This window comes from Micromonospora sp. NPDC005215 (genome assembly GCF_040607915.1).
Classification (GTDB): Bacteria; Actinomycetota; Actinomycetes; order Mycobacteriales; family Micromonosporaceae; genus Micromonospora.
The window spans coordinates 100598-125273 of sequence record NZ_JBEXHQ010000014.1; the positions used below are offsets into that span (position 1 = coordinate 100598).

23 protein-coding genes are annotated in these 24676 nt (G+C 71.3%); 12 read left to right on the top strand and 11 right to left on the bottom strand.

Features of this window, described 5'->3' with window-relative positions; all coding sequences use genetic code 11:
- Positions 1–11: 11 nt before the first annotated feature.
- A complete protein-coding gene (gene clpB, locus ABZU25_RS13770; RefSeq protein ID WP_355029658.1) occupies positions 12–2603 on the bottom strand; it encodes an ATP-dependent chaperone ClpB in 2592 nt (863 codons plus the stop codon).
- Positions 2604–2689: 86 nt separating this feature from the next.
- Positions 2690–3349 (bottom strand): helix-turn-helix domain-containing protein, encoded by a 660-nt coding sequence (locus ABZU25_RS13775; RefSeq protein ID WP_355029659.1) that lies wholly within the window; start codon positions 3347–3349, stop codon positions 2690–2692.
- An 85-nt stretch (positions 3350–3434) separates the two neighbouring features.
- Between ABZU25_RS13775 and ABZU25_RS13780 the strand changes: the two genes are divergently transcribed.
- Positions 3435–4571: an epoxide hydrolase gene (locus tag ABZU25_RS13780; protein ID WP_355029660.1), complete on the top strand. Its 1137-nt coding sequence runs from the start codon at positions 3435–3437 to the stop codon at positions 4569–4571.
- Positions 4572–4668: 97 nt separating this feature from the next.
- Here the strand turns inward: ABZU25_RS13780 and ABZU25_RS13785 are convergent, their stop codons facing one another.
- The gene (locus ABZU25_RS13785; RefSeq protein WP_355029661.1) at positions 4669–4932 is read right to left on the bottom strand and encodes a hypothetical protein; all 264 of its coding nucleotides are present in this window, start codon (positions 4930–4932) and stop codon (positions 4669–4671) included.
- A 242-nt stretch (positions 4933–5174) separates the two neighbouring features.
- Here ABZU25_RS13785 and ABZU25_RS13790 point away from each other — a divergent pair, with 242 nt between their 5' ends.
- The 3 genes from ABZU25_RS13790 to ABZU25_RS13800 all read left to right on the top strand — a co-directional run bounded on the left by ABZU25_RS13790 (position 5175) and on the right by ABZU25_RS13800 (position 7265).
- On the top strand, positions 5175–5393 hold the full coding sequence (locus ABZU25_RS13790) for a winged helix-turn-helix domain-containing protein (RefSeq protein WP_355029662.1): 219 nt from the start codon (positions 5175–5177) through the stop codon (positions 5391–5393).
- A 151-nt stretch (positions 5394–5544) separates the two neighbouring features.
- The gene (locus tag ABZU25_RS13795) at positions 5545–6045 is read left to right on the top strand and encodes a TrkA C-terminal domain-containing protein (RefSeq protein ID WP_110562850.1); all 501 of its coding nucleotides are present in this window, start codon (positions 5545–5547) and stop codon (positions 6043–6045) included.
- A 5-nt stretch (positions 6046–6050) separates the two neighbouring features.
- Positions 6051–7265: a cation:proton antiporter gene (locus tag ABZU25_RS13800; protein ID WP_355029663.1), complete on the top strand. Its 1215-nt coding sequence runs from the start codon at positions 6051–6053 to the stop codon at positions 7263–7265.
- On the opposite strand, the gene ABZU25_RS13805 is transcribed toward ABZU25_RS13800, so the two are convergent.
- Entirely contained in the window at positions 7254–7712 is a 459-nt protein-coding gene (locus ABZU25_RS13805) for a GNAT family N-acetyltransferase (protein ID WP_355029664.1), read from the bottom strand. The two genes, ABZU25_RS13800 and ABZU25_RS13805, sit on opposite strands and share 12 nt — an antisense overlap.
- Positions 7713–7951: 239 nt before the next feature.
- On the opposite strand from ABZU25_RS13805, the gene ABZU25_RS13810 reads away from it, so the two are divergent.
- Positions 7952–8383, top strand: a complete 432-nt coding sequence (locus ABZU25_RS13810; RefSeq protein ID WP_355029665.1) for a hypothetical protein — start codon at positions 7952–7954, stop codon at positions 8381–8383.
- A gap of 175 nt (positions 8384–8558) precedes the next feature.
- Here the strand turns inward: ABZU25_RS13810 and ABZU25_RS13815 are convergent, their stop codons facing one another.
- From ABZU25_RS13815 to dnaK, 5 genes are all read right to left on the bottom strand, one after another.
- The gene (locus tag ABZU25_RS13815) at positions 8559–8753 is read right to left on the bottom strand and encodes a hypothetical protein (protein ID WP_355029666.1); all 195 of its coding nucleotides are present in this window, start codon (positions 8751–8753) and stop codon (positions 8559–8561) included.
- 137 nt (positions 8754–8890) lie between these two features.
- A complete protein-coding gene (locus tag ABZU25_RS13820; RefSeq protein ID WP_355029667.1) occupies positions 8891–9331 on the bottom strand; it encodes a helix-turn-helix transcriptional regulator in 441 nt (146 codons plus the stop codon).
- Between the two features lie 30 nt (positions 9332–9361).
- A complete protein-coding gene (gene dnaJ / locus ABZU25_RS13825; protein ID WP_355029668.1) occupies positions 9362–10543 on the bottom strand; it encodes a molecular chaperone DnaJ in 1182 nt (393 codons plus the stop codon).
- Between the two features lie 85 nt (positions 10544–10628).
- The gene (gene grpE, locus ABZU25_RS13830) at positions 10629–11387 is read right to left on the bottom strand and encodes a nucleotide exchange factor GrpE (RefSeq protein ID WP_355029669.1); all 759 of its coding nucleotides are present in this window, start codon (positions 11385–11387) and stop codon (positions 10629–10631) included.
- Positions 11388–11435: 48 nt separating this feature from the next.
- Entirely contained in the window at positions 11436–13298 is a 1863-nt protein-coding gene (dnaK, locus tag ABZU25_RS13835; protein ID WP_355029670.1) for a molecular chaperone DnaK, read from the bottom strand.
- Positions 13299–13517: 219 nt separating this feature from the next.
- Here dnaK and ABZU25_RS13840 point away from each other — a divergent pair, with 219 nt between their 5' ends.
- Genes ABZU25_RS13840 through ABZU25_RS13850 form a run of 3 tightly spaced genes read left to right on the top strand, consistent with a single transcriptional unit; the run spans position 13518 to position 18322 of the window.
- On the top strand, positions 13518–15359 hold the full coding sequence (locus ABZU25_RS13840; RefSeq protein WP_355029671.1) for an ABC transporter: 1842 nt from the start codon (positions 13518–13520) through the stop codon (positions 15357–15359).
- On the top strand, positions 15356–17041 hold the full coding sequence (locus tag ABZU25_RS13845) for a GTPase (protein WP_355029672.1): 1686 nt from the start codon (positions 15356–15358) through the stop codon (positions 17039–17041). The genes ABZU25_RS13840 and ABZU25_RS13845 overlap by 4 nt, the downstream gene beginning before the upstream one ends.
- Before the next feature lie 57 nt (positions 17042–17098).
- Positions 17099–18322 (top strand): hypothetical protein, encoded by a 1224-nt coding sequence (locus ABZU25_RS13850; protein WP_355029673.1) that lies wholly within the window; start codon positions 17099–17101, stop codon positions 18320–18322.
- Between the two features lie 80 nt (positions 18323–18402).
- On the opposite strand, the gene ABZU25_RS13855 is transcribed toward ABZU25_RS13850, so the two are convergent.
- Entirely contained in the window at positions 18403–19026 is a 624-nt protein-coding gene (locus ABZU25_RS13855) for a phosphatase PAP2 family protein (protein WP_355029674.1), read from the bottom strand.
- A 102-nt stretch (positions 19027–19128) separates the two neighbouring features.
- Positions 19129–20004 (bottom strand): hypothetical protein, encoded by an 876-nt coding sequence (locus ABZU25_RS13860; RefSeq protein WP_355029675.1) that lies wholly within the window; start codon positions 20002–20004, stop codon positions 19129–19131.
- 562 nt (positions 20005–20566) lie between these two features.
- Here ABZU25_RS13860 and pdhA point away from each other — a divergent pair.
- From pdhA to ABZU25_RS13880, 4 genes are all read left to right on the top strand, one after another.
- A complete protein-coding gene (gene pdhA, locus ABZU25_RS13865) occupies positions 20567–21742 on the top strand; it encodes a pyruvate dehydrogenase (acetyl-transferring) E1 component subunit alpha (RefSeq protein WP_355029676.1) in 1176 nt (391 codons plus the stop codon).
- On the top strand, positions 21742–22731 hold the full coding sequence (locus tag ABZU25_RS13870) for an alpha-ketoacid dehydrogenase subunit beta (protein ID WP_355029677.1): 990 nt from the start codon (positions 21742–21744) through the stop codon (positions 22729–22731). Before pdhA ends, ABZU25_RS13870 begins: the two co-directional genes overlap by 1 nt.
- Positions 22728–24200, top strand: a complete 1473-nt coding sequence (locus ABZU25_RS13875; RefSeq protein ID WP_355029678.1) for a dihydrolipoamide acetyltransferase family protein — start codon at positions 22728–22730, stop codon at positions 24198–24200. The genes ABZU25_RS13870 and ABZU25_RS13875 overlap by 4 nt, the downstream gene beginning before the upstream one ends.
- 218 nt (positions 24201–24418) lie before the next feature.
- Positions 24419–24556, top strand: a complete 138-nt coding sequence (locus ABZU25_RS13880; protein WP_167454674.1) for a hypothetical protein — start codon at positions 24419–24421, stop codon at positions 24554–24556.
- Positions 24557–24676: the final 120 nt, after the last annotated feature.

The window sequence follows — 24676 nt, forward strand, 5'->3', positions numbered from 1 at the left end:
GATCACCGCGTTCAGGCGGGGGTTACCGAGAGGGTGTTGGTTTGGGGGGACTGGTCGACTTTTACTGTTTGGCCGTCGCGGATCTGGCCGGACAGGAGCGCCTTTGCCAGCTGGTCTCCGATTGCGGTCTGGACCAGGCGACGTAGCGGGCGGGCTCCGTAGATCGGGTCGTAGCCGTGCTCGGCCAGCCAACCCCGAGCGGCATCGGTGATCTCCAGGCCGAGCCTGCGGTCGGCCAGGCGCCGCCGCATTCGGTTCAGCTGGATGTCGACGATGGTCCGCAGATCGTCCCCGCGCAGCGAGGCGAAGACCACGATGTCGTCCAGCCGGTTGAGGAACTCCGGCTTGAAGTGCGACCGGACCACGGCCAGCACACCCTCCCGGCGCTGCTCGTCGGCGAGCGTCAGGTCACCGATGACCGACGACCCGAGGTTGGACGTGAGGATCAGGATCGCGTTCCGGAAGTCCACAGTGCGGCCCTGGCCGTCGGTGAGCCGGCCGTCGTCGAGCACCTGAAGCAGCACGTCGAAGACGTCCGGGTGGGCCTTCTCCACCTCGTCGAGCAGGATCACCGAGTACGGCCGGCGGCGCACCGCCTCGGTGAGCTGGCCGCCCTCGGTGTAGCCCACGTAACCGGGTGGGGCACCCACCAGGCGGGCGACCGAGTGCTTCTCGCCGTACTCGCTCATGTCGATGCGGACCATCGCCCGCTCGTCGTCGAAGAGGAACTCGGCGAGGGCCTTCGCCAGCTCCGTCTTGCCGACACCGGTGGGGCCGAGGAAGAGGAAGCTGCCGGTCGGGCGATCCGGGTCGGCGATACCGGCCCGGGCACGGCGTACCGCGTCGGAGACCGCGCCGACCGCCTCGGCCTGGCCGACCACCCGGCCGCCCAGCGACTCCTCCATTCGCAGCAGCTTGGCCGTCTCGCCTTCCAGCAGCCGGCCGGCGGGGATGCCGGTCCAGGCGGCGACCACCGCGGCGATGTCGTCCGCGCCGACCTCCTCCTTGAGCATCGCGCCATCGGCCTGGAGCTGGGCCAGCTCCTCCTCGGCCTGCTTCAGCTCGACCTTGAGGGCGGGGATCCGGCCGTAGCGCAGCTCGGCGGCGCGCTCCAGCTCACCGTCGCGCTCGGCCCGCTCGGCCTCGCCGCCGAGGCGTTCCAGCTCCTCCTTGGCGGTGGAGAGCTTGGTGATGTGGCTCTTCTCCGTCTGCCAGCGCTCGGAGAGCACGGTGAGCTGCTCGCGCTTGTCGGCCAACTCCTTGCGCAGCCGTTCCAACCGCTCGGCGGAGGCCGCGTCCGGCTCCTTGGCCAGCGCCATCTCCTCGATTTCCAGCCGACGGACCGCCCGCTCGATCTCGTCCACCTCTACCGGCCGGGAGTCGATCTCCATCCGGAGTCGGGACGCGGACTCGTCGACCAGGTCGATCGCCTTGTCCGGCAGGAACCGGTCGGTGATGTAGCGGTCCGACAGGGTGGCGGCGGCGACCAGTGCGGCGTCGGTGATCCGTACGCCGTGGTGCACCTCGTAGCGCTCCTTGAGCCCGCGCAGGATGCCGATGGTGTCCTCGATCGTCGGCTCGCCGACCAGCACCGGCTGGAAACGACGCTCCAGCGCCGGGTCCTTCTCGATGTGCTCGCGGTACTCGTCGAGCGTGGTGGCGCCCACCATCCGCAGCTCACCGCGGGCCAGCATCGGCTTGAGCATGTTGCCGGCGTCCATCGAGCCCTCGCCCTTGCCGGCGCCGACGACGGTGTGCAGCTCGTCGAGGAAGGTGATGACCTGGCCGTTTGAGTTCTTGATCTCCTCCAGGACGGACTTCAGTCGTTCCTCGAACTGGCCCCGGTACTGCGCGCCGGCGACCATGGCGCCGAGGTCCAGCGAGATCAGCTTCTTGTCGCGCAGCGACTCGGGCACGTCACCGGTGACGATCCGCTGGGCGAGGCCTTCGACGATCGCGGTCTTGCCGACGCCGGGCTCGCCGATCAGCACCGGGTTGTTCTTCGTCCGCCGGGAGAGCACCTGGATGACCCGGCGGATCTCGGCGTCCCGGCCGATCACCGGGTCGATCTTGCCGTCCCGGGCGCTCGCGGTGAGGTCGACGCCGTACTTGGTCAGGGCCTGGTAGGTCTGCTCCGGGTCGGCGGTGGTGACCCGACGGTCGCCACCCCGGACGGTCGGGAAGGCCGCGACCAGGGCCTCCTCGGTGGCGCCGGCCGTCTTCAGCGCACCGGACACCGCGCCGCCCACCCGGGCCAGGCCGGCGAGCAGGTGCTCGGTGGAGGTGTACTCGTCGCCCAACGGCCGGGCGATCTGCTCGGCGGCGCCGATGGCGTTGACGAACTCCCGAGCCAACGTCGGCTCGGCGATGCTCGAACCGCGGGCGGCCGGCAGGGCGTCGACCGCACGCTGGGCGGCCCGGCGCAGCTCGGCGGGGTCGGACCCGACGGCGCGCAACAGACCGGTGGCGGTCGAGCCATCGGTGTCCAGGAGTGACAGCAGCAGGTGCCAGGGCTCCACGGTGGCGTGACCACGCTGGTTGGCCAGCGCGACAGCGCCCGTGATGGTCTCGCGGCTCTTGGTGGTGAGTCTTTCGGTGTTCATGGGCTCCCCCGGATCGGCGTTGTCCACTGAGAAGGACACAACCAGAGTTGAGCGTATTCCGCTCAACCTTAGCGCTGTGACACCCATCACTCCCGGGGACGCCACCGCCAGTCGAACTCCCCGGCCGCCGGGGGCGGGCCGGGCAGCGGGTCCGCGTCCGACCCCGTCGAGAGGCCCGCCAGCAGCACCGCGAGCTGGCGGCGGCGCAACTGCCCGGTCCGCTCCGCATCGGGTACGCGCACCGCCGCGCACGACTCCAGCAGCAACCCCAGATCCGGTACGACCGCGTCGGGGCGCAGCCGACCGCTGGCGCGGGCCCGCTCGAACAGGGCGGTGGCCAGCTCGTTGGCGCGCATCGCGTCCCTGCCCATCTCCTCGGTCGGGGTGAAGGTGCCGGCCAGATGGACGGTGAGCGAGTGCACGTCGGCGTCGACCACCCGAGCCAGAAACCCCGTGAACGCGGCCCAGTCGTCCGGCTCGGCGAGGGCCGACTCGGCCTCGGTGACGTACCGGCGCAACCCGTCGTGGCAGAGCTGACGCAACAGGTCCTCCTTGCCCGCGTACCGCCGATAGAGCGCACTGATGCCGACGCCCGCGCGTTCGGCGACGGCGGCGATCGGCGCCTTGGGGTCGTCGAGGAAGACCGCGCGCGCGGCTTCGAGGATGACCTCGTCGTTGCGGGCGGCCTGGGCGCGACGGCCGGCCAGCGTCTTGCCGGGGGCCGTCTTTCCGGGGGGCGTCGACATGACCTCAGCATACCAGTGGAACGGATCATTCCGGTCTGCTACTCTGATTGCAGAACGAAACATTCCGTTCCAAAGGAGTCCCGAGATGACCGGCACCGCGATCCGCCCGTTCCACGTCGAGGTCCCGCAGACCGACCTCGACGACCTGGCCGCCCGGCTCGGCCGCACGAACTGGCCCGCCGAGCTGCCCGGCACTGGCGACGCCTACGGGATGAGCACCGATCGGGTGCGGGCTCTCGCCCAACGGTGGCGCGACGGGTTCGACTGGCGGGCCGTCGAGGCCCGACTGAACGCCCACCCGCAGTTCGTCACCGAGATCGACGGCGAGCAGATCCACTTCCTGCACGTCCGGTCGTCCCGGCCGGACGCCACCGCCCTGGTGCTCACCCACGGCTGGCCCGGCTCGGTACTGGAATACCTGGACGTGATCGCCCCGCTCACCGAGCCCAACGACCCGGCCGCACCGGCCTTCCACCTGGTCATCCCGTCGCTACCCGGCTTCGGGTTCTCCGGACCCACCCGCAGCGCCGGCTGGAACCGCTTCCGCACCGCCCGTGCCTGGGCCGAGCTGATGAACCGCCTGGGGTACGACAGCTACGGCGCGGTCGGCAACGACGCCGGCTCGATGGTCGCGCCGGAGCTGGGCCGAATCGACCGGGAACACGTCCTCGGCGTGCACGTCACCCAACTCTTCTCCTTCCCCTCCGGCGACCCGGCCGAGTTCGCCGGCCTGTCCGAGGCGGATCAGGCGGCGCTTGCGCACCTCCAGTGGTTCTACGAGAACAAGTTCTCCTTCAACCAGGTGCACAGCCAGCAGCCGCAGACCCTGGCGTACGCGCTTGCCGACTCTCCGGTCGGGCTGCTCGCCTGGAACGCCCAGCTCCTCGACGAGAGCCTGGACACCGACTTCATCCTGGCCAACGTGGCCCTCTACTGGTTCACCGGCACGGCTGCCTCGGCGATCCGGTTCTACTGGGAGGACGCCCACGCCGGACAGCCACCAGCCGAGCCGACCACCGCACCGACCGCGCTGGCCATGTTCCCGGGCGACTTCCAGTCCATCCGTCGCTTTGCCGAGCGGGACCACGCGAACATCGTCCGGTGGACGGCCTACCAGACGGACGTCGAGGGTCGCGGTGACGTCGGCGGTCACTACGCCGCCCACCAGGCCACCGACGTCCTGGTCGCCGACATTCGCGAGTTCTTCGCCAGCCTCCGCTGACTCGTTTGATCCACTCGGCTTCCTGCAAGTCGGGGTGTCCCAGCTCGGGGACACCCCGACTTCATGGAAACCGAGTCGATCAGCCTCGACCACGACCTTATTGTCCGATTGGCCGGGGCAGGCGGGCGGCACAGGGCGTCTCGTGATCGGCGCGCAGCACACAGCGACGGCCACCGTCCAGCCGACGGTCACAGAACACCCAGTGCCGTACGCCCTGGTTGTCCTCGGTGGACACGGTGATCCCGCCGAGGTCGATCCGGGCCAGGAAGGCCAACGACCGACCGGCGGTACGGCCCAACATCTTGGCGCGCGCCAGATCCGGCGCGGAGATCGGCAGGTGGATGACGTACCGCCCGGTCATCGCCACTGCACCAGGTGAGGCATCAGGGGTAGTCCTCTCCTCGCGGGTGCGGTTGCTGGTAACAGGACCGGGACGAACCACGGGGGAGGCTCGCCCCGGCCTGCTGAGCGCCCCAGTGCCATCCGGAAGCGTTCACATGGAACCTACAATCGGTAGCGGTTGTGGGTCAATGACCGACCTGCAACTGCTTGAGGTTGCACGTGGTCGCGTGATCGAATGGGCGTGCCATCCGGGGAGTGTGTATGCCCAAGCAGCAGTACCAGGTGCTCGCAGACGAGCTGCGGGACAAGATCGAATCAGGCGAGTGGCCACCCGGCACGAAACTGCCGAGCCGGTCGCAACTCTGCAACGAGTACAGCGTGTCGGACACCGTGGTCGGCAAGGCCATGATGATTCTCCGTGCGACCGGTCTGACCGAGACCTTGGAAGGTGTCGGCGTATTCGTGGCGGAGAAGCCCTAGAGATCGACTCGGTCTCCGTGAAGTCGGGGTGTCCTACCACCTCGGATACCCCAACTTCAGGGAAACCGAGTCGATCAAGGTGGTACGGCCGGTCCATGGGTGCGAGCCGTCCGAGATCTGCGCTTTGTTAACCAAGCGGTAGCCTTGGCGTGTGCGAGTACGTGTCGAGCAGACCGCCCTACCCGGGATCGGGGTACGTCACGATCTGGTGACGGAGTCCGGACGGCGCCTCGGCGTCGTCTCCCACCGCAATGGCCGCCGTGATCTCGTCCTCTACGACCCGGACGATCCCGACTCCTGCCAGGCGGACATCCCGTTGACCGACGACGAGGCTGAGGCTCTGGCCGACATCCTCGGCGCGTCGCTGATGCTCGGCCAGCTCTCCGGGCTGCGCGAGCAGGCCGCCGGTCTGCTCACCGAGCAGATCGCCATCACGGCCGGCTCGCCGTACGTCAACCGGAAGCTCGGCGACACCAAGGCGCGTACCCGCACCAGCGCCTCCATCGTGGCGGTGCTGCGCGAAGGCGAAGTGATCGTCTCGCCACTCCCCTCCTTCCGCTTCGCGGCCGGCGATGTGGTGGTCGTCGTTGGGACCCGCAGGGGTCTCGACGGCGTGTCCGCCATCCTCGCCGACAGTGACCCGGACGGCTGAGGCGGATGCACGACTCCACCACACTGCTCGTCGAAGTCGGCGCGCTGCTGCTGCTGCTCGGTGTCCTGGGCCGACTCAGCCGCCGCGTAGGCCTCTCACCGATCCCCCTCTACCTGCTGGCCGGGCTCGCGTTCGGGCACGGCGGGTTGCTTCCGCTCGCCGCCAGCGAGGAGTTCTTCGCCGTTGGCGCCGAGATCGGCGTCATCCTGCTGCTGGTGATGCTCGGCCTGGAATACTCGGCCAACGAGCTGGTGGGCAACCTCCGCTCGGCGGCCCCGGCCGGGCTGATCGACGGCCTCCTCAACGCACTGCCCGGTGCGGCGTTCGCCCTGCTGCTCGGCTGGGACTGGGTTGCCGCCCTGGTGCTCGGCGGCATCACCTGGGTCTCCTCCTCCGGGGTGATCGCCAAGGTGCTCGCCGACCTGGGACGACTCGGTAACCGGGAAACGCCGGTGATCCTCTCGGTCCTGGTGATCGAGGACCTGGCGATGGCGCTCTACCTGCCGCTGGTCACCGCCGTGCTGCAGGGTGCCGGTCTGCTCGGCGGCAGCATCGCGCTCACCGTCGCGGTGGGCACGGTGCTGCTCGTGCTGGTGGTCGCCATCAGGTACGGCCACCTCATCTCGTCCGCCCTGTCGGCGAAGGATCCGGAGGCGCTGCTGCTCGGCGTACTCGGTCTGACCCTCCTCGTCGCCGGTATCGCGGCGAAGCTCCAGGTGTCGGCGGCGGTCGGCGCGTTCCTGGTCGGCATCGCGCTCTCCGGTCCGGTGGCGCACCACGCGACCGAGTTGCTCTCCCCGCTGCGGGACCTGTTCGCCGCGGTGTTCTTCGTCTTCTTCGGCCTGGTCACCGACCCACGGGACATCCCACCGGTGCTGCTGCCGGCGCTCGCGTTGGCAGTGGTCACGATGGCGACGAAGACGCTCACCGGCTACCTCGCGGCCCGCCGGGTCGGCATCGCGGAACCCGGTCGATGGCGGGCCGGCCTGGCACTCGTACCTCGCGGTGAGTTCTCCATCGTCATCGCCGGGCTCGCGGTGGCTGCCGGGAGCGTCGAGCCGCAGTTGGCGGCGCTGGCCGCGACGTACGTCCTGATCACAGTGGTGACCGGGCCGATCCTCGCCCGGCTGCCGGACTTCCCGTGGTTCAAGCGGTGGCTGCGTAACCGCGCGGCGGCCCAGCGGCGGGAGACGACCCCCGTCGTCGACTCACTGCCCTGAGCTCCACCTGAACGCCGCGGCCGCGTGGGTCGCACCCTCGCGGAGGTAGAAGCGGTGCGCCTCGGTTCGGGCGAGGCCGGACTCCAGGAAGACGTAGTCGGCACCCCGTTCGTGCGCCCACTCCCTGGCAGCCGCCAGCAGGCTGGAGCCGACCCCCCGGGAGCGCCACTCGGGGTGCACGGCGAGATCTTCGATCGAAGCCCGACGGCCGAAGCGCACCGAGAGGATGTCCACGTAGACGCTGGCCACGCCGACCAACTGGTTCTCCTGCGATCGAGCTTCGAAGAGCGCGACGTTTTCGTGGGCGAGTATCTGCGCGGTGCGCTCGACGGCGCGGTCGCGGTCCCAATCTGCGGGACGGCGACCGGGAGGGGCGAAAAGCCATTCCAGCCCCGTGACGAAATCGGCCTCGGCGCCGCGCTGGAACCGTCGAACGTGGATTGTCATAGGAGCATCATCGGCGGCGTCGGCGAGGTCGGATGTCCTGTCGGAGTCGGAAGAAAGCCGCCGCGCCCGAGGGTCGACGGGAAGACGCGGCCATGCCGTGAACCCGCCCATGCCAACGGTTGCGGAATTGCTCCCCCCGGGTACTACCGCAGCACCCGACGGCGGGTTACCGTTTCGCCCCAGCAGCCAGGGTCCGTAGGCAGCGTTGCCACACGCGGGCGAGAGCGGAAGGTTGGCCGGTGAGCGTGCAGGAGTCGACCTTCCACGGCTTCGCGAACCCCGTCGATCCGAGTCCGGCGGAGTTGCGAGCTTGGGCGTACAAGCCCGATTCGGTGCCGTTGGCTTCGATGCCACCCGACTGGGACCTGTTGGTGTCCGGCGACCGGCTGGTGCTGACACTCTTCGAGTTGGCGATGGACTCGACCTGCCCGGCCCGGCGTTTCGCCCTGCACTGCCTCTACATCTACGCGGCCGACGGCATCCGGACGAACTTCCGCGCCCACCCCAAGCGCCGCTTCCGTAAGCTCGTCGAGCAGGCCGAGCGCGACGGCGACGAGCTGATGAAGATCTGGGCGCACAACGGACGAGTGCTGCTGGCCCGCCCGGATCTCTTCGTCTACCGGGACTGGTGCGAGGGCGGCCTGGTCCGCGAGAACCGCCGCCTCAGCTGAACCGGACAACGAACGGGCCGGGACCCCCGCCCTGGCGGCACCGCCTTCCGGCCCGCACTCGGTAACGGCGAACGGGCCGGGACCCCCGCCTGGCGGCACCGTGTCCCGGCCCGCACTCGTGACAACGAACGGGCCGGGACCCCCCGTGGGTCCCGGCCCGCACGTCGGTCACCGGTCAGTCCTGCTCGCGTTCGGTTTCGGCTCGGCTCTTGTCGCCGCCGTGGTCGCCCTGTTCGGCTAACCGACCCCCGACGACCCGGTCCCGGTAGGTCCCGTCGGTCACCTTGTCGAACTTCTTGCGGACGGTTTCGGCCAGGTCTTCCAACCGGTCCTCGGTCTGTTGGGCCACCTTCTTCGCCGGCTCCGCCATCGCTCCCCCTCGTCACGCGGACAGGTCCGAAATAAGCCGATTGGACCCGTATCAACAGGCTAACCGAAGCGGCCCGGACCGCGCCGGGGAATCCGGTGCGGTCCGGGCCGAGAAGACAGCGCGGGGTGAGCGGCAGGTCAACGATCGGGATTACGGCGGGGTCGCCAGACCACCAGGGCGGTGGATGTCCGATTGGTCGGCACCAGGTCCCGTCCCGGAAAACGGGCGAGTGATTCCAGCTCGGCCACCCGTCGATACGCGGCGTCCAGCTCCGCCTCCAGTCGGGCCACCCGCTGCTGCGCCTGCTCCAGCAGCCGCTCCAGCCCGATGATCCGCTTGACGCCGGCCAGGTTAATTCCGTCGTCCTGGCTGAGCCGCTGCACCTCGCGCAGCAGCACCACGTCGCGGACGCTGTACCGACGCCCGCCGCCAGCGGCCCGACCAGGCTGCACCAGCCCCAGTCGGTCGTACTGGCGCAGGGTCTGTGGATGCATCCCCGCCATCCGAGCCGCAACCGAGATCATCAGCACCTTGGCCTCGTAGGCACTGTCACCCGAACCGAGGAACTCGCCCGACATCCCGCTCACCTCCGCGTCCCTTCCACCGGACTAACTGACCCGACGCACCCGCGCCTCGAGATGTTCGCGGGCGGCTGGCGGGCTCTGCTCGGCGAACGCCTCCAGCGCTGTGCGCGCTTCGTCGGACAACCGGGCCGGCACCACCACGTCCAAGGTGACAAGCAGGTCGCCGGCCTGCCCGTCGCGGCGAACCACACCCTTGCCCCGAGCGCGCAGCACCCGCCCGCTGGGCGTCCCCGGCGGGACCCGCAGGGTCACCGCGCCGTCGAGCGTGGGCACCCGCAGGTCCGTGCCGAGCACGGCCTCCGCGAAGGTGATCGGCACGCTCAGCGTCAGGTCGTCACCGGTACGCCCAAACAACTCGTCCGGCCGAACCTTGACGTGCACGAACAGGTCACCAGCCGGGCCGCCGCGCTCGCCCGGCTCACCGCGCCCGGTCAGCCGGATGCGCTGACCGTCGGCCACGCCGGCCGGGAAGCGCACGTTCATGGTGCGTGTCTTTGTGACACCGCCGCTGCCGTGGCACTCGGGGCACTTCTCCTCGACCACAGTGCCGACGCCCTGGCAGTTGCGGCACGGCTCGGAGAAGCTGAACGACCCCTGGTTGCGGGTGGTCACGCCGGCACCGTGGCAGACCAGGCAGGTCTGCGGCTGGGTGCCGGGCTTGGCCCCGTTGCCCTGGCAGGTCTCGCAGACGCCCGGCGCGCGCAGCGTCAGGGGCAGCGTCACCCCGCGCACCGCGTCGCCGAAGTCCAGTGCCACCTCGGTCTCCACGTCCCGGCCACGGCCCGGACCGCGTGGTGCCGCCTGCCCACCACCCTGACCGCCGGTGAAGATCGAGCTGAACAGATCCTGGAAGCCGGTGCCTCCGAAGCGGCGGTCGCCGCCTCCGCCGCCGCCGAACATGTCGGAGACGTCGAACGGCATGCCGCCCGGCTGACCCGCGCCGCGGGCGTTGCGCCGGAACGCGCCCGAGCCGAACAGCGAGCGCATCTCGTCGTACTCGCGACGGCGGCCGGCGTCGGACAGCACGTTGTACGCCTCGGACGCGGCCTTGAACCGCTCCTCCGCCTTGGCGTCACCCGGGTTGTGGTCCGGGTGCGACTCCCGGGCCACCTTGCGGTACGCCTTCTTGATGTCATCGGCGGAGGCGGCCTTGTCCACGCCGAGCACGGCGTAGAAGTCCTTCTCGATCCAGTCCTTGGAACTCACCTGTCCACCCCCTTCCGACCGTCGCGGCCCGGCCGCCTCGCCCACCGCGTGGCGGTGGGCGAGACGGCCCGGTCACTGCTTCGCACTATTCCGGGTCCGCGACCGCGACCAGCGCGGGGCGCAGCAGCCGCTCACCGAGCTGGTAGCCGCGCCGCATGACCTGTACGCAGGTCGGCTCGGTGACCTCGGCCGAGGTCTGGTGCGCGACCGCCTCGTGGCGGGTCGGGTCGAACGGGTCGCCCTGCTCGCCGAAGGCGTTCAGGCCGAACTTGCCCAGCGCGGTGGTGAGTTGTTCCGCCACCGTGCCGAACGGTCCGACCAGGTCGCCGTGTTCCCGAGCCCGGTCCAGGTCGTCGAGGATCGGCAGCAGCGCGGCCAGCACCGAGCCGGTCGCCTGCTCCTGCACCAGGTTGCGGTCGCGGTCGACCCGCTTGCGGTAGTTGGCGTACTCCGCCGACACCCGCTGCACGTCCCGGGTCCGCTCGTCCAACTCGGCCCGGAGCGCCTCCAGCTCGGCACCGAGCGAGGTGCCCGTGCCGGTGCCGTCCACCGGCTGTGCCGGGGCGTCCACCACCGGCGGACCGGACGGCTCCGGACCGTCGGTGGAGTTGACCTCGACCTCGACCTCGTCGACCACGACCTCGGCGTCCTCGACCAGGCCCTCGGCCGGCACACCGGTCTCCGCGTCAGCGGCGGTGCCCTCCGGCTCCGCCGTGTCGACGAGCTTGCGCTTGTTGCGGATGACGACCCGCTCCCCGTCGCCGGTGGTCGGCTCCGTGGGCGCGGAGCCACCCGGCGTCGACCCGGTGTCGCCCGGGTCGGCGGCTCGTGGCTTCTGCGTCATGCGGCTACCTCATCCCCTTCGCCGTGGACACGTGTCGGAGGCCGACGGTCACTTCTTGCCGTCCTCGTCCACGATTTCCGCGTCGACCACGTCGTCGGCGCCGCCGGACTGCGGGCCAGGCTGTGCGCCGGTCGCACCCGGGCCGGCCTCGCCACCTGGCTGCTGACCCTGCTCGGCCTGCTGCGAGTAGAGCAGCGAACCGGCCTGCTGAGAGACCTGCGCGAGTCGCTCGTGCGCGGACTTGATCTTCTCGATGTCCTGACCGCCGAGGGCGCCGCGCAGCTCGCCGAGCGCCTCGTTGAGCTGCTCCCGGTTCTCACTGGGCAGCTTGTCGCCGCTCTCGGCGAGGAACTTCTCGGTCTGCCACTGAAGCGCCTCGGCCACGTTGCGGGTCTCGGCGTCGTCGCGGCGGCGCTTGTCCTCCTCGGCGTGCTCCTCGGCGTCCCGGCGCATCCGCTCGATGTCGTCCTTCGGCAGCGAGGAGCCGCCGGTGATCGTCATCTTCTGTTCCTTGCCGGTGCCCAGGTCCTTGGCGTGCACGTTGACGATGCCGTTGGCGTCGATGTCGAAGGCGACCTCGATCTGCGGCACGCCGCGCGGCGCCGGCGGGAGGCCGGTCAGCTCGAAGGTGCCGAGCTTCTTGTTGTAGGCCGCGATCTCCCGCTCACCCTGGAAGACCTGGATCAGCACCGACGGCTGGTTGTCGTCCGCCGTGGTGAAGACCTCGGAGCGCTTGGTCGGGATGGTGGTGTTGCGCTCGATCAGCTTGGTGAAGATGCCGCCCTTGGTCTCGATGCCCAGGCTCAGCGGGGTCACGTCGAGCAGCAGGACGTCCTTGACCTCACCCTTGAGCACACCGGCCTGGAGGGCGGCGCCGACGGCGACGACCTCGTCCGGGTTGACGCCCTTGTTGGGGTCGCGACCGGTGAGCTGCTTGACCAGATCGGTCACGGCGGGCATCCGGGTCGAGCCGCCGACCAGGATGACGTGCTCGACGCCGGAGATCTTGATCCCGGCGTCCTTCACGGCCTGCTCGAACGGGCCCTTGCAGCGGTCCAGCAGGTCCTGCGTCATCCGCTGGAACTCGGCGCGGCTGAGCGTCACGTCGAGGTGCAGCGGGCCGGCCGCGCCGGCGGTGATGTACGGCAGGTTGATATTGGTGGTGGTGGCGGCGGACAGCTCGATCTTGGCCTTCTCGGCGGCCTCACGGAGGCGCTGGAGGGCCATCTTGTCCTGACCGAGGTCGATGCCGTGCTCACCACGGAACGTCTTGACCAGGTGGTCGATGATCCGCTGGTCCCAGTCGTCGCCGCCGAGGTGGTTGTCACCGCTTGTCGACTTGACCTCGATGACGCCCTCGGCCAGCTCCAGCAGCGACACGTCGAAGGTGCCGCCACCGAGGTCGAAGACCAGGACGGTCTGCTCCTTGGAGCCCTTGTCGAGCCCGTACGCCAGGGCGGCGGCGGTCGGCTCGTTGACGATCCGCAGCACGTTGAAGCCGGCGATCTCGCCAGCCTCCTTGGTGGCCTGGCGCTGGCTGTCGTTGAAGTAGGCCGGAACGGTGATCACCGCGTCGGTGATCTGCTCGCCCAGGTACGCCTCAGCGTCCCGCTTGAGCTTCATCAGCGTCCGGGCCGAGATCTCCTGCGGGGTGTACTTCTTGCCGTCGATGTCGACGGACCAGTTCGTGCCGACCTCGCGCTTGACCGAGCGGATCGTCCGGTCCGGGTTGGTCACCGCCTGGCGCTTGGCGACCTCACCGACGAGCACCTCGCCGTTGCGGGCGAACGCGACGATCGACGGGGTCGTCCGCGAGCCTTCAGCGTTGGCGATGACGGTGGGCTCACCGCCCTCGAGAACGCTGACGCAGGAGTTCGTCGTGCCGAGGTCGATACCGACCGCACGTGCCATCTTCGCTTCCTCGCTTCGTAAGGTTGTGCAGGTGACGGGCGTCGCCCGTGGCTGCCTGGCGGGCACCGCCCGCAGGGGCCCCACCACAAGTTGAGTGAACTGGGCTCAATAGTGCCACGCGTTGGCGAATCGTCAAGTCGAGTTGAGTCAACCCGACGCAACCCAGCCGTTACTACCGTCCGGTTGTCTTCCCTTGCATCGGTCGGGCACGCTTTAGCGGTGACGACGCACGGCGATTCCGCCACCCGTTCCGGCGCGCCCGCCGTCGCAGCCCGCACCGGTCCGCCGGACGCCGCGGAGGAGCCGCCCGCCACCACCGGGGACGACGGCCTCCCCGGCGCCCTGTCGGGCCTCCGGGAGGCGATCGGTGCGACCCGGTATCCTCTCGCGCTGCCCTCCGCCGGCCCCGCCCGGCACACCGCCAGCGCCCTCACCGATCAGCTCGACGACTACCTGCTGCCCCGGCTCGCCCGGCTGGACGCCCCGCTTCTCGTGGTGGTCGGCGGCTCCACCGGTGCGGGCAAGTCGACGCTTGTCAACAGCCTGGTCAAGGCCCGGGTCAGCGCCGCCGGCGTGCTCCGGCCGACCACCCGCTCCCCGGTGCTGGTCTGCAACCCGTCCGACGCGGCGTGGTTCCGGCAGGGTGACCTGCTGCCCGGCCTGACCCGCACCACCGAGCCGAGCGACGATCCCCGAGCCCTGCACCTCGTCACCGCCCCCGCCCTACCCGCCGGGCTGGCCTTCCTCGACGCGCCCGACATCGACTCGGTGGTCGACGCCAATCGGGCGCTCGCCACCCAACTGCTCGCCGCCGCCGATCTCTGGCTCTTCGTCACCACCGCCGCCCGGTACGCCGACGCGGTGCCCTGGGAGCTGCTGCGCAGCGCCCGGGCGCGCGGCGCGGTGATCGCCATGGTGCTGGACCGGGTGCCCGCCGAGGCCACCGACGAGATCGCCGCGCACCTGACCGAGATGCTCGCCGAACAGGACCTCGGTCGGGCGCCGCTGTTCGTGTTGCCGGAGACGTGGGTCGACGGGCAGGGGCTGCTGCCCGAGGGCGTGACCGCGACGTTGGCCGACTGGTTCGCCCGGCTGGCCGCCGACGCGGACGCTCGGGCGGCGGTGGTCCGCCAGACGCTGGACGGGGCGCTGGCCGCGCTCCACCCCGCCGTCGAGGAGCTGGCCGACGCCGCCGACGAGCAGGTCAGCGCCGCCGACGAGCTCGACGACCGGGTCCGGGCCGCGTACCGGGGTGCCGAGCGCACCGTCGAGCAGGGGCTTCAGGACGGCCGACTGCTCCGGGGCGAGGTGCTCGCCCGCTGGCAGGAGTTCGTCGGCACCGGGGAGTTCTTCCGCACGCTGGAAGCACGGATCGGCCGCCTCCGGGACCGGGTCGTCGCCGCTGTCACCGGTCGACCGGCACCCTCCGTCGAGCTGCGCAACGCCATCGAGTCGCAGCTGGTCACGCTGCTGCGCGGGGTGGCCTCGGAGGCCGCCGAATCGGCGTACACGGGATGGAAGGCACACCCGGCGGGCAGCGGGCTGCTCGATCCGGCGCTCGCCCACCCGAGCGACGACCTGCCCGAGCGCGCCGAACGGATGGTCCGGGACTGGCAGCGCGGGGTGTTGGAGCTGGTCCGGGTCGAGGGTGGCGACAAGCGGTTCGTGGCCCGCACCGCCGCGTACGCGGTCAACGCCACCGGTCTGGCCGTGATGATCGCCGTCTTCGCCTCCACCGCGTTCATCCCGACCGGGCTGGAGCTGGCCACCGGGGCCGGCACCACTGTCGCCGCGCAGGCCGTGCTCCAGGCGATCTTCGGCGACCAGGCGGTGCGTACCCTGGCCGCCAAGGCCCGCACCGATCTGCTGGCCCGGGTGCGGACGCTGCTCGACGCGGAGGCCGACCGGTTCCTCAGCCGCACCGCCGACGCCCGCCCCGCCGCGGACTCCGGCGACGGGCTGCGCCGGGCCGCCGGCCGGGTCGAGCTGGCCCGGCACCGCAGCGGCCTGTCCGCTGGCGGCGACAGCCAGCCGTCGCGCGACGAGGAGGGCTCCCGGTGACCAACATCACCGGCCGGGTACGCGAGGCGTTCCGCGGTGACCAGCGGGTCGACGCCGACGCGCTGGTCGGCCGACTCGACGCGGTACGTCGCTTCCTGACCGCGGTGGACGGCCTGCTGCCCGACCCGGAGCTGGTGCCCGCGCACACACTGGTCGAGCGGGCCGGCAGCCGGCTGGCTCTGTCCCGGGACCACACCGTGGTCGCGCTGGCCGGTGCCACCGGCAGCGGCAAGTCCAGCCTCTTCAACGCGTTGGCCCAGCTGGAACTCTCGCCGGTGGGGGTCCGCCGACCGACCACCGGCGTCACCCACACGTGCGTGTGGGGGCCGTTGGCGGGCGCCAACCAGTTGCTCGACTGGATCGGCGTGCTGCCCCGACACCGCTTCGTCCGGGAGAGCGCCCTGGACGCGGACGACGAGACGGCGCTGCACGGGCTGGTCCTGCTCGACCTGCCCGACTTCGACTCGGTGCAGCGTTCCCACCGCCTGGAGGTTGACCGGCTCCTCGGCCTGGTCGACCAGGTGGTCTGGGTGGTCGACCCGCAGAAGTACGCCGACCGGGTCATCCACGACAGCTACCTGCGCGAGTTCCACAGGCACCGCGACGTCACAGTGGTAGTGCTCAACCAGGTCGACCGGCTGCCCCCGGCCGAGGTGCCCCGGGTCCTGGACGACCTGCGTCGGCTGCTCGACACGGACGGGCTGACCGGGGTGCCGCTGCTGTCCACCACCGCCATCGATCCGGCCGGCATGGTGGGGTTGCGCGGCGCGCTGGAGCGGACCGTCGCCGAGCGGCAGGCCGCGCTGCGCCGACTCGCGGGTGACGTCGACACGGTTGTCGCCGGCCTGGACGAGCTGGTCGGCTCGACCCGCCCCGCTGGCGGACCGGACAACTCAGCGGTCGACGGGCTGAACCGGGCGTTGGCCGGGGCGGCCGGCGTGCCCGCGGTCACCAACGCGGTGGAGCAGGCGTACCGGCATCGGGCTGGCGCGGCCACCGGCTGGCCAGTGGTCCGGGGTTGGCGGCGGCTGCGACCCGACCCGCTGCGTCGGCTGCACCTGCCCGGCCCGACCGGCGACCGGGACGGCCCGGCGGAGAGCCTGGTCGCGGCCACCTCGGTCCCGGAGCCATCGCCCGCCCAGCGCTCGGCGCTGGGCCTAGCGATCCGCGCGGTGGCCGACCGGGCCGCCGCCGACCTGCCCGCCGCCTGGCCCGGCGCGGTGACCTCGGCCGCCCGGTCCCGCCTCGGTGACCTGCCGGACGCGCTGGACCGCACGATCGCCGGCACCGACCTCGGCCTGGGCCGTCGGCCGCTGTGGTGGCGGGTCGTCGGCGGTGTGCAGTGGCTGGTCACCCTCGCCGCCGTGGTCGGGCTCGGCTGGCTGGTGCTCGGGTACGCGCTGCGGGTCCTGGGCCTGCCGGCGCTGGACAACCCGATGGTCGGTCAGGTGCCGCTGCCCACCCTGCTGCTGCTCGGCGGCCTGCTGGCCGGGCTGCTGGTGGCGGCGCTGACCCGGCCGGTGGTGCGCTGGGCGGCGCGGAGTGCCCGAGCCCGTGCCGAACAGCGGCTGACGGCGAAGGTCGCCCTGGTCGGCGAGGAGTACGTGCTGACACCGGTGCGGACCGTGCTCGATTCGTACGCGCAGGCGCGCGACGCGCTGCGGGACGCCGCCCGCCGCTGACGCCCCGCGCGGCTCGCTACCGCTCTCCATCGGCCCTGGGCGGCGTAGGGTCGGAGCATGGCCACGCCTGAGACCCCCTACGACGCGGTGCTGCACGCCGCACGCGACGTGACCAAGCTGGAGTCCGCCCTCGACGCCGAAATGCTCGGCAGCGCGCTGCTGGGCAGTGTCTACGCCATCGCGGAGACCGACCGCGACACCGCCGTACGGGAGTTCGTCACCGGGTTCCTCGCCGCCACCGCCCGCCGCCGGATCGCGGCGGCGACCACCATCCGGCAGGTCTTCGCCGCGCTCGTCCCGAACGCCGAGGGCACCGAGCGGGTCCGGCCGGGCAGTCAGGCGCCCGCCTGGTCCGGGCAGCTCGGCCGGGTGCACCTCACCGGCACCTGGGCGTACGGCGACGTGTACGGCGACCAGACCTCCTACCTCGCCACCTTCGCCTACGACGACGCGTCGGGCGGCGCCGAGCACGCGTTGGTGGCCCTGGTGGACCACAACATCGGGATCACCAAGGACATCTTCGTCGGCGGGCCGGCGGAACGGATCCTGGACCAGGTTCGGCAGATGTGCGCCGACGACGAGTTGACCTGGTTCCGTACCGAGAATCCGGCCCGGCTCCGTGGCGAGGTGGCCCGCCACCTCGCGGTGACCGACGACCTGAGCGAGTTGCCGGGCGAGGGTTCCCTCGCGACCGACCGGGCGCTGGTCGGTGCCCGGCTGGCGATGCTGCCCACCGCGGCCGACCCGACCGGCCCGGCGGCGGTCGAGCCGCTCTCCGCGGCCGAGCGCACCGACCTGGTCCGGCGGTTCCTCGCCGCGCCGGAGGCCGCCCGCTTCGGGCTGGACGCCGTCGACGGCGCGGAGTTGGCCTCACTGCACTTCTGCCTGAGCCTGGTGCTTGACCACTCGGCGAGCTTCCCGGACGGCGACCCGATGCGCTGGAGCCCGGCGGTGTCCGGGCTGTTCCTGCTCGACTGGGTGCACCGCCGGGCGGTGCTGGACATGGACGACGCGGCGATGCTGCCCCGGGTGCTGCGCGCCTGGGCGCGGTACGCGTCACGCCAGCGCGGGCTGCCGGAGGCGGCGGCGACGCGTACCGACGAGGCGATCGAGGAGATGGTGCCGGAGTTCGCCCGCCTCTACTCGACGGGTGAGCGGCGCAGCCCGGCGACCGCCGCGGTGGCGCAGCTGATGGCCGACGGGGTGGACCCGGACGACCCGGCCGCTCTGGACGCCTGGATCGAGGCGAACCGGCACCGCCTCGCCGACGACGGCGCCTGACGGTTTCCGGGGCGGGCGGCACACACCGCCCGTCCCGGGTCCCCGTCCAGCGGCGGGCCTCGGCCGCGAGCAGGTTCCGGTCAGCGCAGCGCGCCGAAGACCACCGCGGCGATCAGGCCGCCGAGCACACCACCGGCGAGCACCTGCGCCACCGTGTGGTCCCTGAGCCGCACCCTGGACCAGCCGACCAACACCAGCAGCGGCGCGGCGACGACCAGCCGGGTCCCGAAGGTCAGCATCAGGATGACCAGCGTGCCGGTGGCCACCGCCGAGTGGATCGATATTTTCCACCAGTGGCTCACCGACACGGTGACCACGAGCCCGACCAGCCCGGCAACGGCCAGCGCCAGCACCGGGCGGGGCGCGCCGAACACGACGAGCAGGGCGAGCCCTGCCGTCACCGAGGCGAGGCCGACAAGCAGCGGCGCACGGCGCTGTTCCCGGCGGCCGATGTGGTGGTCGGTGAGGCGGCCACGGCGTACCCCGCCGACGACGTAGGCGAACGGAACGCCGATGACCAGGAGCGTGGCGAGCAGACCCCAGACCAGGCCCTGACCCGGACGGCGTGCGCTGTGCCAGCTCACTGTGACGATCAGCAGCGACACGAGCACGGCCGGCGCGCTCACCTCGGTGACCAGCCGGGCGACCCGCAGCCCCGGGCCGGGCCGGGTGGTGACCGGGCGGAGTCTCGCACCGCCGCCCACGCCACCCCCTCCGGTACGGGCCCACCGCCGGCACGCCGCCGGCACCGGATGGGTCACGCCTGAGGGTCACCGTACCGTCGCGGACACCGTGGAGTGCGTCGGTCAGGCCACTGGGGAACGACTGACCGGTGGCGTCGGCGAAACGCTCGTGGGCGACGGGACCGCTGGACCGGGTCGGCTGGTCGGTGTGGCAGGGGCGGGGGGTCGCCCGGGTGTGGTGACCGGCACTGACGGTGCCCGGGTCGGCACGGCGGTCGCGGTGGGAACGTCCGTCGGGGTCGGGCTCGGGCTCGGGGTCGGCGTCGGCGTCGGGTCCATCGTGGGCGTGGGGTCCATCGTGGGCGTCGGGTCGATCGTCGGGGTCGGGTCGGGATCAGTCGGGTCTGGATCCGGCGGGTCGGGGTCGGTGGGGTCGGGGTCGGGGTCGGTCGGGTCGGGGTCGGTCGGGTCGGGGTCCGGGGGGTCGGTCGGCGTACCGGTGGTCGGCGGTGGCGGACCGGGCGGGGGGATGGCGGGCCAGGTGCCGCGGGTGGGCTTCGGTGCCAGCGGCGGGTAGGTCGCCGGCCGGCCGGGCCTCGGGCCGGTCACCGTTTCCGATCCGGGCCTTTCCGAGGTACGCCGGGGAGCGGCGGGCAGCCAGCCGCTGGTCGGGCCGACGCTGGGTGTGCCGGGTGGCGGAAGCGCCGGCTGGGTGGTCATCGGCATCGGGATCACCACCGGCCCGACCGACGGGGTCGGGATGAACGGGGTGCTGCTGTCGGGGAGCGCGGTGCTGCCCGGGGTGGCCGAGCCCGCGCTGATAGCGGCGAGGATCGGCATCGACGCGGTGCCGGCCAGCAGTGCGACGGTGAGCAGATAGCCCCGGGAGGAGCCGCCCGCGCCGAGGGCGCGGTGGACACCGACCACCCGGCGGTAGCCACCGGCCGACCGGTGCCGGCCGAGTGCTGGTGTGCCGGGACCGTCACCTGGCTCGTGCACCGCACACCCCTTGTCGTCGGCTGTCGGAGGACATGGGTGGACGTCCGCGCGAACGAGTGGCCGCCACCGCCGTCGGGCTCGCCGCGCCAGCCACAAAGCCGGCATATAACCCGATAGACGCGATCCTGCGGGAATCAGCCTGACCCAGTCACCCTCCGTCAGCCAACCTCCACCGCGTGTCGACACGCCGGGCTGATCGAACCGTGACGAATCACCGCCGGAACGCCTCGGAACCGCGGGCCGGCAGGAGGGCGACAAACGCCGGCAAAAGGTGGGCTGTCGGAATCCGGGGCGGGCGTACTGTGGGCGCGCTCACCTGCTCTGCGAATATGGAGCACGACGGCAACGCAGCCGTGACCTCCGCGCACCCTCGCGGCAGGCGCGGCCCGGGGCCGGCGCTCCCGATCCGGGTTCGGCCAGAACCCGGCTCACGCCGTGCGGCAACCCCCACCGGGGCTAGGCGCGGCCGCCAGGAACCGGTCCGGCAAGAGCCGGGCAGGCGCACGAGTTGCGTGGCCGGGTAACCCCCCGGTGCCGACGCAGACACGACAGGGAGAGACCGATGGCAAAGGGCGACCCCGGAGGCACCACCCGCAGCAGGCGGGCGGCACCCCGCTCCAAGAAGGGCACGGCCGGCGACCCCGCGCTGGTGCAGCTGCTCACCCCCGACGGCGAGCGGATCGACAGCGTCACCGGGACGGACGGCACCGAATACCGCGTCGACTTCACCGACGAGGAATACCGCGGCCTCTACCGCGATCTGGTGCTGGTCCGCAAGCTGGACGCCGAGGCGACCGCTCTCCAGCGCCAGGGCGAGCTGGGCCTGTGGGCCAGCCTGCTCGGCCAGGAGGCCGCGCAGGTCGGGTCGGGGCGGGCGCTGCGAGCGCAGGACATGGCCTTCCCGACCTACCGGGAGCACGGCGTCCTCTACTGCCGGGGCATCGACCCGATCATGCCGCTCGGCCTGTTCCGCGGTGTCGACCAGGGCGGCTGGGACCCGAACGAGTTCAAGTTCAACATGTACACGATCGTCATCGGCGCGCAGACCCTGCACGCGACCGGCTACGCCATGGGCATCACCATGGACGGCAAGACCGGCACCGACGACGGCGAGGCGGCCATCGCCTACTTCGGCGACGGGGCCACCAGCCAGGGCGACGTGAACGAGGCGTTCGTCTGGGCCAGCGTGTTCAACGCCCCACTGGTGTTCTTCTGCCAGAACAACCAGTACGCGATCTCCGAGCCGCTTGAGCGGCAGACCCGCGTCCCGCTCTACCAGCGGGCCGCCGGCTTCGGCTTCCCCGGCGTACGGGTGGACGGCAACGACGTGCTGGCTTCGTACGCGGTCACCCGCACGGCGCTGGACAACGCCCGCCACGGGCAGGGCCCGAGCCTGATCGAGGCGTACACCTACCGGATGGGCGCGCACACCACCTCCGACGACCCGACCCGCTACCGCATCGCCAGCGAGGTCGAGGCGTGGCAGGCCAAGGACCCGATCACCCGGGTCAAGGCCTTCCTGGAGAAGCAGCAGATCGCCGATGCGGCCTTCTTCGCCGAGGTCGACGAACAGGCCCGCCGCGAGTCGGTGCACCTGCGCGAGCGGGTGCTCGAGATGCCCGACCCCGAGCCGGTGACGATGTTCGACAACGTCTACCCGAACGGTTCTCCGCTGCTCGACAAGCAACGTGCGCAGTTCAGCCGCTACATGGAGTCCTTCGAGGGGAGCGCCCACTGATGGCCACCGAGACGCTCACCATCGGCAAGGCCCTCAACACCGGCCTGCGCCGCGCCCTGGAGAACGACCCCAAGGTCATCATCATGGGCGAGGACGTCGGCAAGCTCGGCGGCGTCTTCCGGATCACCGACGGGCTCCAGAAGGACTTCGGCGACCAGCGGGTGATCGACACCCCGCTGGCCGAGTCCGGCATCATCGGCACCGCGGTCGGTCTCGCCATCCGCGGCTACCGGCCGATCTGCGAGATCCAGTTCGACGGCTTCGTCTACCCGGCGTACGACCAGATCGTGTCGCAGGTGGCGAAGATGCACTACCGCTCCGGCGGCCGGCTCAGCATCCCGATGGTGATCCGGATGCCGTACGGCGGTGGCATCGGCGCGGTCGAGCACCACTCCGAGTCGCCCGAGGCGTACTTCGCGCACACGGCCGGCCTGAAGGTGGTGACCTGCGCCAACCCGCAGGACGCGTACGTGATGATCCAGCAGGCCGTCGCCTCGGACGACCCGATCGTCTTCCTGGAGCCCAAGCGGCGCTACTGGGAGAAGGGGCAGGTCGACCTGGACGCGCCGTTGTCCGAGGCGTACCCGCTGCACTCCGCTCGCGTGGTGCGGCCCGGCACCGACGTGACAGTGCTGGCCTACGGGCCGATGGTGCGGACGTGCCTGGAGGCGGCGACCGCCGCCGCCGAGGACGGCCGGGAGCTGGAGGTCATCGACCTGCGCTCGCTCTCCCCGCTGGACCTGGCGGCGGCGTACGAGTCGGTGAAGCGCACCGGCCGTGCGATCGTGGTGCACGAGGCGCCGTCGAACATCGGCCTCGGCGCCGAGTTGGCCGCCCGGATCACCGAGGAGTGCTTCTACTCCCTGGAGTCGCCAGTGCTGCGGGTGACCGGCTTCGACACCCCCTACCCGGCTGCCCGGGTGGAAGAGGAATACCTGCCCGACCTGGACCGGGTGCTCGACGCCGTCGACCGCACCTTCGGCTGGTGAGCGACATGTCCCGGATCAAGACGTTCAACCTGCCCGACCTGGGCGAAGGACTGACCGAGGGCGAGATCCTGGCCTGGCTGGTCAAGGTCGGTGACACGATCGAGCTGAACCAACCGATCGTCGAGGTGGAGACGGCCAAGGCGGCGGTGGAGATCCCGGCGAAGTGGGCCGGGCAGGTGCAGGCGATCCACCACCCGGAGGGCACCACGGTCGAGGTGGGGACGCCGATCATCGCGATCGACACCGACCCGGGCGCCGGGCCGCTGGAAACCACCCAGTCGACCACGGCGACGCCCACCGGTGACCTGCCCACTCCGTCGGCGGCTTCGCTGGCGGCGGTGGAGCTGGCCCCGGCCGAGGGCATGATCGAGCCGGGCCTGATCGGCGGTGTCGCCCCGGGTGGGCGGACGGCGGTGCTGGTCGGCTACGGCCCGCGTACCACCGCCGCGAAGCGCCGGCCCCGCAAGGGTGCCGCCCCGGCGCAGGCCGAGGCTTCGGTCGCACCGGCACCGGTCGCACCGCAGCCGGTCACGCCGGACCCGGTCCGTAACGGGCACGGCGGTCCGGTGACGGGCGGGCTCGTGTTGGCCAAGCCGCCGGTACGCAAGCTCGCCAAGGATCTCGGCGTCGACCTGAGCACGCTGACCGGGTCGGGGCCGCTCGGCTCGATCACCCGGGAGGACGTACAGCAGGCGGCGAGCGGTTCCGTGGCGGCGGCCGAGCCGGTCGCTGTCACCCGGACCGCGACGAGCGCCGCGAGCTTCGGCGCCGACCGGGAGCAGCGCATCCCGGTCAAGGGGGTCCGCAAGCTCACCGCCGAGAACATGTCCCGCTCGGCGTTCACCGCTCCGCACGTGACGGAGTTCCTGACCGTCGACGTGACCCGGGCGATGAAGGCACTGGACCGACTCCGGGGTCGGCGGGAGTGGCGCGAGGTGCGGGTCTCGCCGCTGCTGCTGGTGGCGAAGGCGGTGCTGCTCGCGGTGCGGCGGCACCCGATGGTCAACTCGACGTGGGCCGGCGACGAGATCGTGGTGAAGGAGTACGTCAACCTCGGCATCGCGGCGGCCACCGAGCGCGGTCTGATCGTGCCGAACGTCAAGGACGCCGGCCGACTCTCGTTGCGGGAGCTGGCGGACGCGCTGACCGACCTGGTGCAGACGGCGAAGTCCGGGCGTACCTCGCCCGCGGCCATGTCCGGCGGCACCCTGACCATCACCAACGTGGGCGTGTTCGGAGTGGACACCGGCACGCCGATCCTGCCGCCGGGTGAGTCCGCGATCCTGGCCTTCGGCGCGGTGCGGGAGATGCCCTGGGTGCACAAGGGCAAGGTCAAGGTGCGTCAGGTCACCACGCTGGGGCTGAGCTTCGACCACCGGATCATCGATGGTGAGCTGGGTTCGAAGTTCCTCCGCGACGTCGGCGACTTCCTCGCGGATCCGGAGGCGGCGCTGCTCGCCTGGACCTGATCGTTCGAGACGCCAGCCACGGCCGGTGTGCCACGGGTTAACGCCCGGCACACCGGCCGTGTCGTTTAGGCGACGGAAGCATCGGTCAGACGGCCTGTTGACCTTTGATTGTTAGGCGGGTGTCCCAACTCACCTAATAATCGATGGAAGTTGGCGGGGTTCTGCTGTTGAATAGACGCATCAGGGGCTGACAACCGAATAGCTAGGGGGACCCACCAATGAGCATGATCGAGCGAATCCGCAACCACCGCGACGCCACCCGCCGCGCCCGTGCCATCGAGCACGCGCTGCGCTCGGCGAACTCGCCGGCAGTTCGCGAGGAACTCCTCGTCATCGCCCAGCGTCACATGAGCTGACGCTCCACAACTTTCCTCACCTCCTCCAGATCGATGGCCCACCCGGCCCACCGGGTGGGCCATCGGCGTTCCGGCCACCCGCCACCGGGATTCCGCCCTGCCGCAGCGCCCGGTACGGTG